The organism is Pseudomonas sp. NFACC05-1, assembly GCF_900100135.1.
Taxonomy (GTDB): Bacteria; Pseudomonadota; Gammaproteobacteria; order Pseudomonadales; family Pseudomonadaceae; genus Aquipseudomonas; species Aquipseudomonas fluorescens_Q.
Genome location: NZ_FMTR01000001.1, coordinates 456,936 through 472,104, shown reverse-complemented (window position 1 = coordinate 472,104; position 15,169 = coordinate 456,936). Strand labels below are relative to the sequence as shown.

Here is a 15,169-nt window from a genome sequence, read left to right as displayed (position 1 = left end):
GGGGGGCGTGTCAGGCAGGAAAACAAGGTTGTCGGGGGAATCAGGAAAACAGCGTCAGTGCCCCGGTCAGCAGGGCCAGCGCGGTAATCACCAGGGACGTGAGCACCGCCCATTTGACGGTGGCTTTCTGGAAGTCGCCCAAGTCGCGGTCGACCATGCCCACCAGCAACAGCGTCGAGGCCACCAGCGGGCTCATCAGGTGCACCGGCTGGCCGAGAATGGAGGCCCGGGCAATTTCCACCGGATCGATCCCGTAGGCAGCCGCGGCGTTGGCCAGGATCGGCACGACCCCGAAGTAGTAGGCATCGTTGGACAATACGAAGGTCAACGGCATGCTGGTAATCGCCACCACCAGCGGGAACAGATGGCCCCAGGAAGGCGGAATCCAGTCGACCAGGGTTTGCGCCAACGCATCGACCATTTTCGTCCCGGAGAAAATCCCGGCGAAGATGCCCGCGGCAAACACCAACAGGACTACGGTCATGGCGTTGCCCGAATGGGCGAGAATGCGCTCCTTCTGAATATCCAGTTGCGGATAGTTGATCATCAGCGCCAGGACGAAACCGATCAGGAACAGGATCGCCGAGTGCATCAGCCCCATCACCAGCGCAACCATCACCGCAATCACCAGCAGCAGGTTGACGTAGGCCAGCTTCGGACGCTTGTGCGGCGTGTCCTCGATGATCGCGTTGATGTAGCAGTCACCGCCACCGCTTTGCAGCTGGACGTTGCCGATGCGCTTGCGCTCGGCACGGCCCAGCAGGAAGGCCGTGAACACCACCCACATCGCACCGCCGATCATGGTCGGCAGCAACGGCACGAAATACTCACCGGCATCCAGGCCCAACGCTGCGATCGCGCGGGTCGCCGGGCCGCCCCAAGGGGTCATGCCGCTCATGATGCTCAAGGAGAGCATGGAAACAGTCGCCAGGATCATCGGATTCATGCCGATGCGTTTGTACAGCGGCAACATCGCGGCACAGGTGATCATGTAAGTCGTCGTGCCGTCACCGTCCAGCGCCACCAACAGCGACAGCAGCGCAGTGCCCACGGCGATCTTCATCGGGTCGCCATTGACCCGCTTGAGGATCTTGCGGATCAACGGGTCGAACAGACCGGCGTCGATCATCAGGCCGAAAAACAGGATCGCGAACAACAACAGTGCCGCCGACGGCGCGACCATCTTCAGGCCGTCCAACATCATCTTGCCGGTGGTCCCGCCAAAGCCGCCGAGCACGGCAAAAACGATGGGGACCACCGTCAGGGCGACGATCGGTGACAACCGTTTGGTCATTATCAGGAAGGTGAAGACCACCACCATGGCCAAGCCAAGTAAAGCGAGCATATGTCAGTTCTCTTGTTGTTATGAGTAGCTTGGCTGACATTCAGGCGCACGCCCCCCAACCCGCCAGGCAACACGCAAAAGTGCCTGGCGCAGGTAGTGAGTGAGCGGATGTGGTGCCGTCGAGTCAGCCGCGAGCGGCTAGATGTGTTTGGCGACCTTCGTGTCGTCCCAGGTAGAGTCCGTTGCCGAGGTCTGCGTCAGGGCCGGTTTGCCATCCAGGGTCCGCAACAGGACTTCGCGGTCGCAGGCATTGTCCGAAAGGGAGATCACCACGGTCGCAACGGCGTTGCTCGCCAGGCTGGTCAACGCCCGCGCTTCGGACATGAACCGGTCGATCCCGATCAACAGGGCCAGGCCCGCCAGGGGAATATCGTGGATGACCGTCAAGGTCGAGGCCAGGGCGACAAACCCACTGCCGGTCACACCCGCGGCACCCTTTGACGACAGCAGCATGATCGCCAGCATGGTGATGACCTGGGTCAGCGTCAGGTCGATGTTGCAGGCCTGGGCAATGAAGATCGCCGCCAGCGACAGATAGATCGCCGTGCCGTCGAGGTTGAACGAGTAGCCCGTCGGCAGCACCAGCCCCACGACCCCTTTCTTGCAACCCAGGGCCTGGAGTTTTTCCAACATCCGCGGCATTACCGGTTCGGTCGAGGACGTGCCCAGCACCACCAGGAATTCTTCACGCAGATAACGCAGCAGCTTCCACAGGCTGAAACCGTGGGCGCGGCAAAGGCTGCCCAACACCACGAAGACGAAGAAGGCGCAGGCGATATACAAGGTCATGATCAGCTTGGCCAGCGAGCCCAGCGACGTGATGCCGTACTGCCCCACCGTGAAGGCCAAGGCCCCGAAAGCGCCAATCGGAGCGAAACGCATCAGGTAGGAGAAAATCTTGAACACCATGTGCGAAGCTGACTCCAGTACCTCCAGCACAGGCTTGCCGCGCTCGCCCAGGGACGACAGGGCAAAACCGCAGAGCACCGCGATAAACAGCACCGGCAGCACCTCGCCTTTATTGAAAGCGCCGATGAAGGTATCGGGAATGATGTGCATGAAGAAGTCCACCACACTCAGTTTCGCGGCGGATTCGGTGTACTGCGACAATCCTTGGGTGCTCAACTGGGTCGGGTCGATGTTCATGCCCGCGCCGGGCTTGAACAGGTAGACCGACACCAGGCCGATGATCAGGCTGATCACCGTCAGCGCCAGGAACAACAGCATGGTCTTGCTCAACAAACGTCCCAGCGAGCGCTTGTCGCTCATGCCGGCGATACCGGTGACAATGGTGCAGAACACCACCGGCGCGATCATCATCTTGATCAACTTGATGAAGGCATCACCCAGCGGCTTCAAGGCAATCGCCTGTTGCGACCAGAAATGCCCGACGACCACGCCCAGCAGCACAGCGCAGATGATCTGGAAGTAGAGCGATTTAACAACTTTCATGGCATCACCCATTTTTAGAATTGTTCTGATGCAAAAGACCCTGGCTGCCTAGGCTATCCGGCCAACCGTTGGGACGCCGTGGCGTAGACGTAACCTGAGAAAAGCCGGCGCGCGGTACGCACCACCGAGGCCCGGATGGTCTCACCCTTTTCACCGGTGTAGGACAGTACGACATCGATACCGCCGCTTGGGTGCTCAATCCGAACCTGTTGCAAGCGCGGCTCGCTGACGGTGCGAAGCAACTGTGCGACGACGCTGCCTTCGGTCACACACGCGGTGGCCAAGCCTATGGAGCCGGTGATTGCCAGGGCGCGGTGACAGTTATGCGGCATGAAATAACGCACCTGGACCGTCCCGCCAGACTTGGCCGGAGACACCAGCACCGGTTTGGGAATGACCTTGTCACTGACATCACCCAAGCCCATGGCCAGGCCGGCTTTCAGACGCAGGGACTCCAGCCGCTGCAGGAAGGCTTTATCGGCGTCCAGCTCAGCGGGGCTTTCATCGCCGCGCTTGCCGAGCTGACTGGCTTGAACGATCACCATCGGCATCGCCATGTCGATGCAGGTCACCGGGATACCGTCGATCAGGTCCTGGGTCTGCCCGGTCGGGAAGAGTTTCCCCGTCTTGCTGCCCGCCGCATCGAGAAACGTCAACTGTACCGGAGCGGCTGTGCCAGGCACGCCGTCGATGGCGGTGTCGCCTTCATAGCTGACCTTGCCTTCCGGGGTTTGCACGTGGGCATTCACGAAAGTCCCGGTGTTGAGATTACGAATACGCACCCGGGTCAGATCGCCGGAAGGCTTGACCAGCCCCTGCTCGATGGCAAAGGGGCCGACGGCGCAGAGCATGTTGCCGCAGTTGGGGGCGGTATCGACCCGACGCTGGGAAACCATGACCTGGACGAACAAATAATCGACATCCGCGTCAGGGTGCAGCGATGGGCTGACGATCGCCACTTTGCTGGTTTGTGGGCTGCCGCCACCGATACCGTCGATTTCCAGCTCGTGGCCGGAACCCATCAGGTTGAGCAGCAGCTCGTCACGTTCGGCGATGGCGACCGGCAGATCCCAGGCGAGAAACACCGGGCCTTTGGACGTACCGCCGCGCATTAGCACACAAGGAATTCGCTGCATGATCACTAACTCTTGTTGATCAATCTTGATAATTGATGCTCTGGACACAAGAGTGGCAAAATTTGAAAAGTGTTTCCAATGCAAAGATCAGAGAGATTATTGCGTTTCACAAATGAATTACTTTACGATGATTTACACCGCGCATCCCCCTCTCCGGTGAGGTAGAACATGGAATATGAACTCCAGGACATACGATCTTTCGTGAAAATCGCCGAATTGGGCAGTTTCCACGAAGCCGCCGATGCGCTGCACCTGTCACAACCGGCCCTGAGCCGACGGATGAAAAAACTCGAAGAGGGTCTGGGTACCGCTTTGCTCGATCGCACGACCCGCAAGGTCAGCCTGACGAGTGTCGGCCGTGATTTCCTGCCCAAGGCGCGGCGCCTGCTGGATGATTTCGATGACTCGATTCTCAACATCCGCGAGCTGGCGGAGCGGCAGATCGGCCGGGTGACCTTGGCTTGCATCCCCACGGCGGCGTTCTATTTCCTGCCTTCGGTGATTCGCCTCTATAACGAGCGCTACCCGAAAATCCGCATCCGCCTGCTCGACCTCAGCGCCAACGAAGGACTCGAAGCGGTACTGCGTGGTGAAGCCGACTTCGGCATCAACATGATGAGCGGCCAGCACCCGGACATCGAGTTCGTGCCCCTGGTCAACGAACCCTTTGTGCTGGCCTGCCGGCGCGATCATGAACTGGCTGAACGCAGTGCGGTTACCTGGTCGGAACTCAGTGATTATCGGCTGATCGGCGTCGGTCGCCTGAGCGGCAACCGCATGCTGCTGGACCACGCACTGTCGGGCCTGAGCTGGCGCCCGCAGTGGTTTTACGAAGTGCAGCACTTGTCGACGTCGCTGGGACTGGTCGAGGCTGGCCTCGGCGTGTCGGCGATGCCCAGCCTGGCGATGCCGGCCGGGGATCATCCAACGCTGGTCAGCGTGCCGCTGATCGAGCCGGTGGTAAACCGCTCGCTGGGCCTGGTCTACCGCCGGGGCGCATCGCTTTCCCCGGCTGCGGAGAAGTTTGTCTCGATCCTGCTTGAGCAGTGGCCGCAATGAAGCGAGAGCCTCCACACCGCCAGCGCGGCGAAGCTGATCAAGGCGCCTAGCAGGCTGACCGCCATCCAGCCCCACAGCGCATAAACCTGGGTCGCGGCCGCCGCGCCCAGTGCGCTGCCCACCGAGTAGAAGCACATATAAGCACCGACCATGCGACTTTGGGCGTCGGGCCGTGCAGCGAAGATCAAGCTCTGATTAGTGACATGCACGGCTTGTACCGCGAAGTCGAGCAATACCACGCCGCACACCAGTGCGATCAGGGAGGTCTCGGTAAACGTGATGGGCAGCCAGGAGAGCATCAGCAGCCCCAGCGACCAGCCGGTAACGCGCTCTCCGAAGCCTTGATCCGCCCACCGGCCGGCCCTTCTGGCTGCCAGGGCCCCGGCGACGCCGGCCAGGCCAAACAGGCCGATGGCCGTGTGTGAAAGCGCCAGCGGCGCGGCGCTCAGCGGCAGCACCATGGCGGTCCATAACACCGAAAACGCGGCAAAGATCAGCAAGGCCAGCAGCCCCCTGATCCGTAGCACCGGCTCGGTCATGAACAGTTTGAACAGCGACCGGATAAGCGCCAGGTAAGGCTGCCGGTCTGGTGACGACACGGCGGCAGGCACCACCGCCCAAAACACTGCCGCGATGGTCAGCATCAATCCCGCGGAAACGAAATAAACCCCGCGCCAGCCCGCCAGATCGGCGATCACTCCAGAGGTAAACCGCGCCAGCAGAATACCCAGGACAACGCCGCTGGTGACGGTTCCCACGGCCTGCCCCCGCTGGGAGGGCGTGGACAGCACGGCGGCATAGGCCACCAGCACTTGGACAACCACCGCCAGCAAGCCCATCACGATCATCGCCCCCAGCAAAGCCAACCAATGCTGGGCTGCACCGACGGCCGCCAGCACAAGCGCGGACAACACCAATTGCGCGCAAACCAGTCGTTTACGGTTGACTCTGTCCCCCAGCGGGACGATGAACAATAACCCCAGCGCGTAACCCACCTGAGTGGCCGTCACCACCACCCCGATCAATCCTGGCGCGACGCCCAGGCTCTCGGCCATTGAAGCGAGCAAGGGCTGGGCGAAGTAGACATTGGCGACGGCCAGTGCGCAGGTCACGGAAAACAACAACGTGAGCGCCGGCGAAAGCCCCGGGCACTGCTGCTCATTCAAAGAACCTCTGGCGAGGGAGCTTGCTCCCGCTGGGCTGCGAAGCGGCCCCTTCCGTGAGCGCTTCGCACTCAAGCGGGAGCAAGCTCCCTCGCCCCCCTGTTTGTCCGAAGGCTGCTGAGTGAAACAGTCGACATCGGCTGTCATGCGCGTCTCCTTGGCGCTAAACTGGTTTCAATTAAAAACCTGAGTGGATTGTTGCCCGATCAGGTTTCATTTTGCAACCACAGACATCAACCGGACTTGCGATCCTTTTTTCAGAAGGTCAATAAAATGGAAAACGCTTCACCACAAAACAGCGAATGCCCGGTAGCCAGGACACTGAACGTGATTGGCGATCGCTGGTCGCTCATGATCATCCGTGACGCATTCGATGACATTCGCCGCTTCAGCGAATTTCAGAAGAGCCTGGGCGTGGCCAAGAACATTCTGGCTTCGCGACTCAAAGCGTTGGTCGAGGCCGGTGTGTTCGACGTTCGACCCGCATCCGATGGAAGCGCCTACAAGGAGTACGTCCTGACGGACAAAGGCCGGGAAATCTTTCCGGTCGTGGTCAGCCTGCGACAGTGGGGCGAACGCTTCCTGTTCGAGCCAGGAGAAACGCGTTCCGTGCTGCTGGACAATACGTCCGGGCAGGCGCTCATGCCGATGGATGTTCGTTCCTCAAACGGTCAGAAACTCGAACCGGCCGATTGCCACAGGGTGAGGCTCATTGCCGACAACCCGACGTGATATTGATCGTCCCTATCCCTTCAGCACCAGAGACATGTCCGCGTACCTGGCGCACATGAAATCGACAAATGCGCGAACCTTCGGTGCAGCAAGACGTAGGAATGCAACCGGTGACGCTCTGCGTCACATCCAGAAGCGGAACGCGGAGCGTCCCTGGCGACATTCCCACGCAGGAGCGTGGGAACGATCAACCGCTAGTGCGGTACAGTCACTTCGTCCAGCGCCAGGTCGGTCAGCGCAAGACCAACCTGGCGTATAACGACGAAGGCTTGCTCCAGCAACGGCTACTCGCTAAACCAGCTGGCGAACCCCCAGAGACAAGATCAAACCACCACACAGTCGATCAATTGCTTTTTTCCTACCTTGATAGGCACAAGCAATCCTGGGCTGCGAAAGCATAATTGCGACCATTCCATACCAAGCCATTGAAACCACCACGACAACTGCCAGCATCGACAAAAACGTGCCTGGCGAAACGTGGGCGGGAGCCGCGGCTGAAAAAACAGCGGCATAGAAAGCCATGGACTTGGGGTTGCCAATGTTGGTGACCCGGCCAGGCGCATTCAACCGGTCGAGGCACTCCCCCTACTCCTCGGCAGGCCTCATATGAAAAATCGTATAAGGCAGGATCAGCGTATCGGCCACGATGCTAAAAGGAAGGTCGACAACTGCAAACGGTGCCAGCGCGCGTGAATACACGTCGTTGTCATTCGTCGAGGCCTTGATGATCTCGATATCGGTCGCCGCACCGCAGTAAGGATGGCGGCCGCAGAGCTGTCCCATGCCAAAGGTTTCGTTGGCCGTGGCGCATCCGCCCAGCAGCGCCATCGTCAAAGCCATTAATACGATCCGCATGACGCGCCCCTCCCCAGGAAAGGCCGGACTGTAGCATTAAAGCCGCCCCAACGGCTCAGTGCCCAAGGCAAGGCCCCAGCGGGGTCGCGAACCACTCGATGGACACCCCGAGGGCGGCTGCACCGATAGAAACGTTATGGCGGCTGTATTCAGACAACCCCAGGTTCTCCTGTAGGATGCACATCCTCTCAACCAGTCGCGAATGTGAACAATGGAACTGCACTCAATTCTCGCCTTTACCCTGGTCGCGGCCATCGCCATCGCCAGTCCTGGACCTGCCACCTTGATGGCGATCAATAACAGCCTGGCCTACGGCCCGCGTTACGCGGTGTGGTCGTCGGTGGGCAACGCCAGCGGGCTGTTCTGCTTGTCGGCCGCCGCGATGCTGGGTCTCGGCGCGTTGCTCGCCAGCTCCGAATGGCTGTTCAACGCCGTGAAAGTCCTCGGGGCGGGTTATCTGTTCTACCTGGGCGCCAGGCAGCTGTTCAAAAAGAGCCCGATACTCGCGCAGGATGTGCAAGCCGATGGCAAGACCAGCAAGCCATCGCGTTCAAAGCTATACAAGTCGGCCTTTCTGACAGCCATCACCAACCCCAAGGCGACGATGTTCTTCACCGCCCTGTTCCCGCAATTCATCGACCAGAGCGCCCCACTGCTGCCGCAGTTTCTGCTCCTTACCTCGATATTCGCCGGCTTGTCGCTGGTTTCCTTGAGCCTGTATGCCGCCATTGCGGCCCAGGCCAAAGGCGTGCTGAAACGGCCAGCGTTTTCCGTGTGGATCAGCAGGCTCGTCGGCTCGACGTTCATCGGCTTCGGTGCGGCCATTCTGGCGATGCGTCGACCGGCCGTTTGAGACATCTTTCGATCCGGACCTACCAGATACCGAGGTCACGACGCTTGAAAAGCGTCGACCTCACACCCTCCCCATCCGCTCTCCCTCGCTCCTACTTATAGGCAACAGTGAAATCCTGCCTGCGCACTCCAGATATTTAACTTGACGCAAGAGATTACGATCATCATATTCATGAAAATATTATGAGCGTCATGTGTAAATCTCCATCACTGCACCGAGCTCGCGAACCACAGTCTTGGCGTTTGGCATCAATGCCTTTGCCCGCCAACCAAGCCTAGGAGAGGATGTATGGAAGCCAGAACTTCATTGGCGATTACCGCTACGCAACCGCACGCCTCCACACAACCATTGACCGGCAAAGTCGTGGCGCTGCTTGCAGGCCTGGCGGCGATCAGCATGCTGTCCACCAACATCATCCTCCCGGCGTTCGCGGAGATCGGCAAAGACCTGGGCGTGACCGCTCGCGAGCTCGGCCTGACGCTGTCCAGCTTCTTCATCACGTTCGCCTTGGGCCAGCTGGTGGTCGGGCCGCTGGCCGACCGCTACGGGCGCCAGAAACTGGTGCTCGGCGGCCTTTCAGTGTTCGTGGTCGGCACCGTCATCGCCGGCCTTGCCACCACCCTTGATGTGCTGATCGCCGGACGCGTCGTCCAGGCGTTGGGCGTGTGCGCAGCCTCGGTGCTGTCGCGCGCCATCGCACGGGATCTGTTTGAAGGCGAGACCCTGGCCCGCGCCCTGTCGCTGACGATGATCGCCACTGCCGCGGCGCCGGGTTTTTCGCCGCTGGCTGGCAGCGTCCTGTCCGTCACGCTCGGCTGGCGCGCCATCTTCATCCTGGTGGGACTGGCCGCCGTGGTACTGGCTTTTTTCTACGTACGCGACCTCGGAGAAACCCATCCCGCCGATCGCCGGGCGCCGCACTCGGCCAAGAGCGTGGTGCTCGCCTATGGCAGATTGGCACTGGACAAGCGCTTCATCCTCCCTGCCCTTTCAATGAGCCTACTGATGAGCGGCCTGTTCGCCTCCTTCGCGGCGGCACCCGCCATCCTGATGCAAGGTATTGGCCTGACCTCGTTGCAAACCGGCCTGTATTTCGCCGCTACGGTATTCGTCGTGTTCGCAGCCGGCATGGCGGCCCCGCGCCTGGCGCATCGTCATGGCGCCCGAATCGCCACACTCGTGGGCATTGCCTGCGCCATGGCTGGCGGCGGCCTGCTGCTCGTCGGCCCAGCCGCGCCTGGTCTTGGGTGGTATGCCCTCTCGATGATCACCTTCCTGTGGGGCATGGGCCTGGCCAATCCGCTGGGCACGGCAATCACCATGGGGCCTTTCGGCAAGGAAGCCGGGATGGCCTCCGCATTGCTGGGTTTTCTCTCCATGGGGGCGGCTGCTCTGAGCACCTGGCTGGCCTCGGTCTTGAGCTTCGCGCCGGTCACGACGCTGGGTGGGATTCAGACGATGGCCTGCCTGGTGGCGCTGGTGCTGTTTCTGTTGCGGGGGCGTCTTTGAGGACGCTTTCTCGGCCAAGCCAAAAGCTCGCCTCCCTGCGCCAATCAGTACATCGGCCAGGTTTCAACAATCTTGCCACCGCGCACGGCCAGCAAATCACCAAATTGCAGCAGCACGGATTCAGTCTGAGTCGGCCGTAAAAACACCTGGTCCTCCACGTTCAACCCTACGGCCAGGGAGCCGTTGACCATTTCCTGATTGGAGCTGCGACCATAGAGCTCATTGCTTTGCAGCCCCTTGGGAGACTCGAACTCGGCCATCCAGTTACCGCCGTAGAGAAAGAATGTTGCACGCTGGTTAGGGTCCCACCAGGAGAACAATCGGGACTTGTCATCCAGGGCTGGGAAATTGACGGGGCCAGTGCTCTTTAGCACCGGCGTTGCGATAAAGGCCGCCGGCACATGCTCGACCAGCGATGGCAGGTCGTAATGAGTCGGCTTGAGAAACGCCGTTCCCACCGAAACCTCGCTGCTCAAGCGTTCCTGCTCATGTATACCGTAGCTGGGGCTACCGGCCGTATTGAGCGTGAGCCCTTCGTGCCAAAGCGCAGGGAAGTGTTCACGCAGGTAATTCACATGGCCGTTGTAAATGACCATCACCTTGTCGAACAACGCCTGGGACGAACCGAGGACCCTGGGCACGCCCATGCCGACAAACGGGTCATACCCCATGAAGCCTGAAAACTCGAGCTGCTGCGGATGCGCACTGATCAGCGTCAGCATCTCGCCGAGCACCGCGTGGTCAGCGACTCCGCCACGGTGCAGGCCGACATCCAGCTCGATATTGACCCGCATCCGGATGCCCAGGCCTTGCGCCAATGCCAGGTAATCCATCAGCCGCCGGGGGGTATCGAGCAACCATTGCAGTTGCCTGGAAGGGTCGAAGGCGCCCTTGTGGGTTTGGTAAAACACCTCCGCCGAGCGTACCGGTAAAGGCTTGCCGAGCAAGATGTCAGCCTCGGGAAAGGTCACCGCGTCGTGATTGAGAAACGGCTGATGAAACGACATCAGTCGCCGGGTATCGGTACGTTTGGCGATGTACGCCAACAGTCCCGGTGATGGCAGGGATTTCTCCACCAGACGCAAATGTTTACCGGCGCGTGTAACGGATTGCGTGACCACATCGATATTGTGATCGAGCAGGTCCAGGTCAATCAGCATCACGGGGCGCATCGGCCCATGGCGCTTGAGCTCCTGGTTCAACGCGCGGAAGTACTCGTTGTAGGGGCTGCCCCGATCGCTCGGCCGCAACAGCGCCCCCGCCCCGACCATCAATGCACCCACTCCGGCGGTGCCGAGCATAAAGGTTCTACGATTCATCAGGACGCTCCCTCTGCGTGCGCAGTCAGGTGCACGTTACGGCAGCGCTACCCGACTGTTGAGGCTATGGGAGGTCAGAAAGGGGACTTTGGCGGCCAGGCTTTGATCGAATCCTGCTAGACCCTGGACGTTGCAATGAACCCTGTGATGGCTGCCACCACATCGGCGCCCCGTTCAAGATAGGGCACATGGCCGGCGTCCTCAATGAACTCGCCGCGTGCATCGGGCAGTTGCTGGAGCAGGTTGTCCAGGGTCGCCGGCAAGAATACCTGGTCATGCCGGCCCCAGATCACCAGCGTCTTGGCAGCGATCTGTGGCAACCGTTCGAGCAGCACGTCCAGGCCTTCGCGACGGAAATCCTCGACGACCCGCTGCACCGCGGCAAACCTCGACTTGCCGCTGGCCGCCATGGCCTGGGCCAAGCGCCCTCCTACCTCGGGCGGCGCCTGGAACACCAGGCTCCAGAAGCGCTTCATCTCTTCGATCGTACGATAGCCAAACACCGTGCCCGCCCCTTGCAGGCTGGTTTTCAACGTGGGGCCTAGCGCTTGCTCGCCCAGACCGGCAGGCGCCAGCAAGACCAAGTGACTGACACGCTGCGGGTGTTTGGCGGCATACAGGCCGGCCACGCACCCGCCCAAAGAACTGCCGACCAGCACGAAGGGACCCTCGACGAGTGTATCCAGCAGGCCTTCGAGTTCCGCCAGCATTGCCAGGGGACCAAAGCCGGCACCCGCCTCATATACGGATTGGCCATGCCCCGGCAAGTCGACGAAAACGCAGTGGTGATGACGCGCCATGCCCAGCATCGCAGGGCCCCACTGATCCTTGCTGGCGCCCAGGCCATGGAGCATGACCAGCGTCGTCCGCTGTTGCCGTGCAGGGCTTTGCAGATAGGCCAGGCGTCCATGTTTACCGGTGTGCCAGCGCAATTTCAAACCGAACTGCCAGCGGTGGACCAGGCGCAAAGTGCCGAGCAGCAATCGATCAACGCGGTTCATCCGCCACTCCTTGTCCTTTGCTACCGGCCTTGAGGAAGAATCTTGCCGGCAGGCGCAGTTGGCATAGCGCCACGCCTGACAGCGTCAACACGGCGCCGATCACCAGGCGCTGGCTGAAACCTTCGGCGAGCATGACCTGGCTGACAGCGATCGCGAACACCGGCACCAGAAGCAGGTACGGGCTCAGTTGCTGCATCGAGTTGCGGCCGAGTAACCAGAACCACAGACCGAACCCCAGCAGACCACCACTGAGTGCGGTGTAGAGCACCGCCCACCACGCCTGGGCGCTGGCCGTGTAGACGCGCGTCCATTGCTCGCCTTCCTGGACGAACGACCACAGCAACAGTTGCGGTGCGGCGATGACCGCCGTCCAGGCACTCAAGGCCAGCGGGTCCAGTGGCCCGAGACGCTTGGTCAACACTGACCCGGCAGCGAATGCCAAGGCCGCCAGCGCCACCAGCAACATGCCGATGAACGTCCCGCCCGCCGATGGCGTAGCCAGTAGCACCAGGACACCGGCGAACGCCAGCACGATGCCCGCCAGGAGCCGCAGTTTCAGGACTTCCCCCAATAACGCGAATGCCAGGACGAGGGTAAACGGTGCCGCCAATTGATAAATGATCGCCGAGGTAGAGGCGTCTACCCGGGCGATACCGCAATACAGCAAACCGAAATGCAAGGTCCCGGTAATCGTGGCGATCAGGGCCACGGACGCAAACTGCTCACGCTTGACGCGTTTGAGCAGCGGCAGGAGAAACAGCGCCATGATCGCGTAGCGCATGGCGACCATGAGGATAGGCGGCAACTCGGCGCCGCCGATTTTCACTGCAGTGACCTGCGCGCCCCAGAGAAACGCGACCAGTAACGCGAGCAATGAATCTTTCAATGGCATGACAGTTATCCCTTCTGAAATTGAATGGGCCGCAGGATTCTTTCCGGCTTGCCTGTCGCAAGGGCTGGGGGGTTAAGTCGACAGTGATGCTCGCAGAGCCGGTCCAATGTCTCGCGCAGGGCCTGCTCCGCTTCAGGATCGTGGGCCAGTTGGGTCTGGAAGCACGGCGGAAATCCCGAGCCGACCAGAATCATTTTGTTGAGCAGCACGTTCAGCGCGACCTGGGAGAAAACCGCCGTGTGACCATAGCGTCGGCCGACGACCGCAATTGCCGCGAGTTTGTCGCGCAGCGGACGCTCCCGAGGCCGCAGGAAGCCATAGCCGACTCGCTCCAGAAACGCCTGGAAGCGACTGTTGGTGCCATAGGCATGCATGACGGGGAGATAGAGCACCGCATCGGCGCGGTCCAGCCGCGCCACCAACTGCCCGACGTCGTCCTGCACTTGGCAGTCCTGGTCGGAACAGGCGTTGTCGGCGTCGCAGTAGTCGATCCGGTAATCCTTGAGCCAGATGTCATCGACCGCGACCTCCTCGCCCAGGTGGCGGCGCACCAGCGCCACCACCCGTGCACTGACACCACAAGGTCGGCTTGACCCGACAATGATGGTCAGATTCATGATTCAGGACGCCTCCCGCAACCCTTCTTCGCCAGCCAGGTAGGCGCGCAAAGCCTCTTCCATCAACTGCCCGGTCAGCCAGAGCGTGACGCGTGCCACTTCCTTGATCTGACGACGATCTGCTTCGGTCTTCACCGCACGCTGCATCGCCATACGCACTTCCTCGGCGTGCTTCTCGTCGATGGTCGAGTGGGCGACGAAGAAAGTCATCTGCTCATCCTTCAAGCCCAGGTCGGCACGGAACCGTTCCAGGATCGGTTGGATGTGCTCGTAGACGTCCTCGGCCCAGTAGCTGTAGCCCAGGCGAGCGATCGGCCCCTTGCGGATGGCCACATCGTTGAGAAAGGCGATCAGTGCCTGGGTCGGCGCCAGGGGCGCCGGCATGGCTTGCGGCAACAGCCCGACCGACTCCAGGTCACGCAGCACCATGCGCTCGTGGCCCAGCTCTTCCAAGGCGTGCTTGTAGACGAAGCGCAACAGCGTCGTTTCCTCTGGATCGGCACTGAAGGCGCAGGCGGCCTGGTTCACCGAGTTGTAGCGGGTGTAGTGGTAGACCTGCAGCATGAGCTGTTGGTAGAGGGCTGGCGGCGTTGGGTTCTCCAGGCTGAATTTCCAGTAGGCGCCCTGCTTGATCTGGGCCCAGCCCGCGTCGACGATAGCGTCGAGTTCCTTGAAGAATGCTTGCATTTCAATTGGCTCCTTTAACATTGAGGTAAACACTTTCGAGTTCCAGGTAGACGAGGCTGTAGCGCCGCTCGACCTGTTCCCCGGTCCAGGTAACGTCATCCACCAGCACGCGCCCGCCCAGGCCGACATAGAGCGCAGCCAATTGGCCGCGGCACAGTGCCGAGATGAATCGCAGGTGAGTGTTGGCTTTCAGCCAAATGGCCGCTTGCAGGAGAAACATGCGCAGGTGCCGACCGCCGCGGTACCGCTCGTCCAGCACCAGGCGATTGGCATCGAAGGCATCCGTCGATTGTTCGAAATAGGCCTGCACGTCGACCGCTCGCTCGACAAAGCTCAGGCCATGACCCAGCGGCGTGACGCGCAACGTCCCGACCACTTCGTCCTTGTCCAGGTAGACCAGGTGATAGGACAAGGCGTCGCGCACCTGCTCCCTTCGCTCGAAGTCGTCCTCCCGTGCCGGGTTGGTCCCCAGGTAGCGACTCCTGAGTTGCCTGACGGACTCGAACAGTTCATTGGCGTTGTCAATCACGCGAACAGACAGGCTCATCG

The 15,169-nt window shown here is 60.9% G+C and carries 15 protein-coding genes and 1 pseudogene; 4 read left to right on the top strand and 12 right to left on the bottom strand.

The genetic code is table 11. The features are described from left to right. Positions 1 to 40: 40 nt before the first annotated feature. The 3 genes from BLO97_RS02135 to BLO97_RS02125 form a co-directional block, all read right to left on the bottom strand. Complete coding sequence (locus BLO97_RS02135) at positions 41 to 1,345, bottom strand: CitMHS family transporter (RefSeq protein ID WP_092142151.1); 1,305 nt, start codon at positions 1,343 to 1,345, stop codon at positions 41 to 43. A 138-nt stretch (positions 1,346 to 1,483) separates the two neighbouring features. Then, positions 1,484 to 2,809, bottom strand: coding sequence for a dicarboxylate/amino acid:cation symporter (locus BLO97_RS02130; RefSeq protein WP_092344669.1), 1,326 nt, complete (start codon positions 2,807 to 2,809; stop codon positions 1,484 to 1,486). A 41-nt stretch (positions 2,810 to 2,850) separates the two neighbouring features. Beyond that, entirely contained in the window at positions 2,851 to 3,933 is a 1,083-nt protein-coding gene (locus tag BLO97_RS02125) for a 4-oxalomesaconate tautomerase (protein ID WP_092344667.1), read from the bottom strand. A 168-nt stretch (positions 3,934 to 4,101) separates the two neighbouring features. Here BLO97_RS02125 and BLO97_RS02120 point away from each other — a divergent pair, with 168 nt between their 5' ends. Continuing rightward, a complete protein-coding gene (locus tag BLO97_RS02120; protein ID WP_003200706.1) occupies positions 4,102 to 4,992 on the top strand; it encodes a LysR family transcriptional regulator in 891 nt (296 codons plus the stop codon). Here the strand turns inward: BLO97_RS02120 and BLO97_RS02115 are convergent. Continuing rightward, the gene (locus BLO97_RS02115) at positions 4,917 to 6,302 is read right to left on the bottom strand and encodes an MFS transporter (protein ID WP_371914888.1); all 1,386 of its coding nucleotides are present in this window, start codon (positions 6,300 to 6,302) and stop codon (positions 4,917 to 4,919) included. The two genes, BLO97_RS02120 and BLO97_RS02115, sit on opposite strands and share 76 nt — an antisense overlap. 126 nt (positions 6,303 to 6,428) lie before the next feature. Here BLO97_RS02115 and BLO97_RS02110 point away from each other — a divergent pair, with 126 nt between their 5' ends. After that, positions 6,429 to 6,887, top strand: coding sequence for a winged helix-turn-helix transcriptional regulator (locus tag BLO97_RS02110; RefSeq protein ID WP_092221757.1), 459 nt, complete (start codon positions 6,429 to 6,431; stop codon positions 6,885 to 6,887). 291 nt (positions 6,888 to 7,178) lie between these two features. Here BLO97_RS02110 and BLO97_RS02105 read toward each other — a convergent pair. Next, positions 7,179 to 7,442 (bottom strand): annotated as a pseudogene (locus BLO97_RS02105) (LysE family transporter); the annotation flags it as partial. 30 nt (positions 7,443 to 7,472) lie between these two features. Continuing rightward, entirely contained in the window at positions 7,473 to 7,742 is a 270-nt protein-coding gene (locus tag BLO97_RS02100) for a YceK/YidQ family lipoprotein (RefSeq protein ID WP_028236548.1), read from the bottom strand. A 211-nt stretch (positions 7,743 to 7,953) separates the two neighbouring features. Here BLO97_RS02100 and BLO97_RS02095 point away from each other — a divergent pair, with 211 nt between their 5' ends. Together BLO97_RS02095 and BLO97_RS02090 are read left to right on the top strand one after the other, a co-directional pair. Then, on the top strand, positions 7,954 to 8,595 hold the full coding sequence (locus tag BLO97_RS02095; protein WP_092142167.1) for a LysE family translocator: 642 nt from the start codon (positions 7,954 to 7,956) through the stop codon (positions 8,593 to 8,595). A 288-nt stretch (positions 8,596 to 8,883) separates the two neighbouring features. After that, positions 8,884 to 10,104, top strand: a complete 1,221-nt coding sequence (locus BLO97_RS02090; RefSeq protein WP_063321718.1) for a multidrug effflux MFS transporter — start codon at positions 8,884 to 8,886, stop codon at positions 10,102 to 10,104. 44 nt (positions 10,105 to 10,148) lie between these two features. Here the strand turns inward: BLO97_RS02090 and BLO97_RS02085 are convergent, their stop codons facing one another. From BLO97_RS02085 to BLO97_RS02060, 6 genes are all read right to left on the bottom strand, one after another. Continuing rightward, positions 10,149 to 11,354 (bottom strand): DSD1 family PLP-dependent enzyme, encoded by a 1,206-nt coding sequence (locus BLO97_RS02085; protein WP_175489829.1) that lies wholly within the window; start codon positions 11,352 to 11,354, stop codon positions 10,149 to 10,151. Positions 11,355 to 11,539: 185 nt separating this feature from the next. Continuing rightward, positions 11,540 to 12,424 carry an alpha/beta fold hydrolase gene (locus tag BLO97_RS02080; protein WP_092344663.1) on the bottom strand — a complete coding sequence of 295 codons (885 nt, stop codon included), beginning with the start codon at positions 12,422 to 12,424 and terminating at the stop codon, positions 11,540 to 11,542. Beyond that, positions 12,411 to 13,316 carry a DMT family transporter gene (locus tag BLO97_RS02075; protein ID WP_092142176.1) on the bottom strand — a complete coding sequence of 302 codons (906 nt, stop codon included), beginning with the start codon at positions 13,314 to 13,316 and terminating at the stop codon, positions 12,411 to 12,413. The genes BLO97_RS02080 and BLO97_RS02075 overlap by 14 nt, the downstream gene beginning before the upstream one ends. A 5-nt stretch (positions 13,317 to 13,321) precedes the next feature. Then, positions 13,322 to 13,933 carry a flavodoxin family protein gene (locus BLO97_RS02070; RefSeq protein ID WP_003200650.1) on the bottom strand — a complete coding sequence of 204 codons (612 nt, stop codon included), beginning with the start codon at positions 13,931 to 13,933 and terminating at the stop codon, positions 13,322 to 13,324. Between the two features lie 3 nt (positions 13,934 to 13,936). Beyond that, positions 13,937 to 14,620, bottom strand: a complete 684-nt coding sequence (locus tag BLO97_RS02065; protein WP_092344661.1) for an iron-containing redox enzyme family protein — start codon at positions 14,618 to 14,620, stop codon at positions 13,937 to 13,939. Between the two features lies 1 nt (position 14,621). Continuing rightward, positions 14,622 to 15,167, bottom strand: coding sequence for a GNAT family N-acetyltransferase (locus BLO97_RS02060; protein WP_003200646.1), 546 nt, complete (start codon positions 15,165 to 15,167; stop codon positions 14,622 to 14,624). Between the last annotated feature and the right edge of the window lie 2 nt (positions 15,168 to 15,169).

Excerpts from the sequence above, each read along its gene's own strand:
- BLO97_RS02135 (WP_092142151.1), bottom strand. The coding sequence starts at position 1,345 with ATGCTCGCTTTACTTGGCTTGGCCATGGTGGTGGTCTTCACCTTCCTG.
- BLO97_RS02130 (WP_092344669.1), bottom strand. The coding sequence starts at position 2,809 with ATGGGTGATGCCATGAAAGTTGTTAAATCGCTCTACTTCCAGATCATC.
- BLO97_RS02125 (WP_092344667.1), bottom strand. The coding sequence starts at position 3,933 with ATGCAGCGAATTCCTTGTGTGCTAATGCGCGGCGGTACGTCCAAAGGC.
- BLO97_RS02120 (WP_003200706.1), top strand. The coding sequence starts at position 4,102 with ATGGAATATGAACTCCAGGACATACGATCTTTCGTGAAAATCGCCGAA.
- BLO97_RS02115 (WP_371914888.1), bottom strand. The coding sequence starts at position 6,302 with ATGACAGCCGATGTCGACTGTTTCACTCAGCAGCCTTCGGACAAACAG.
- BLO97_RS02110 (WP_092221757.1), top strand. The coding sequence starts at position 6,429 with ATGGAAAACGCTTCACCACAAAACAGCGAATGCCCGGTAGCCAGGACA.
- BLO97_RS02100 (WP_028236548.1), bottom strand. The coding sequence starts at position 7,742 with ATGCGGATCGTATTAATGGCTTTGACGATGGCGCTGCTGGGCGGATGC.
- BLO97_RS02095 (WP_092142167.1), top strand. The coding sequence starts at position 7,954 with ATGGAACTGCACTCAATTCTCGCCTTTACCCTGGTCGCGGCCATCGCC.
- BLO97_RS02090 (WP_063321718.1), top strand. The coding sequence starts at position 8,884 with ATGGAAGCCAGAACTTCATTGGCGATTACCGCTACGCAACCGCACGCC.
- BLO97_RS02080 (WP_092344663.1), bottom strand. The coding sequence starts at position 12,424 with ATGAACCGCGTTGATCGATTGCTGCTCGGCACTTTGCGCCTGGTCCAC.
- BLO97_RS02075 (WP_092142176.1), bottom strand. The coding sequence starts at position 13,316 with ATGCCATTGAAAGATTCATTGCTCGCGTTACTGGTCGCGTTTCTCTGG.
- BLO97_RS02070 (WP_003200650.1), bottom strand. The coding sequence starts at position 13,933 with ATGAATCTGACCATCATTGTCGGGTCAAGCCGACCTTGTGGTGTCAGT.
- BLO97_RS02065 (WP_092344661.1), bottom strand. The coding sequence starts at position 14,620 with ATGCAAGCATTCTTCAAGGAACTCGACGCTATCGTCGACGCGGGCTGG.
- BLO97_RS02060 (WP_003200646.1), bottom strand. The coding sequence starts at position 15,167 with ATGAGCCTGTCTGTTCGCGTGATTGACAACGCCAATGAACTGTTCGAG.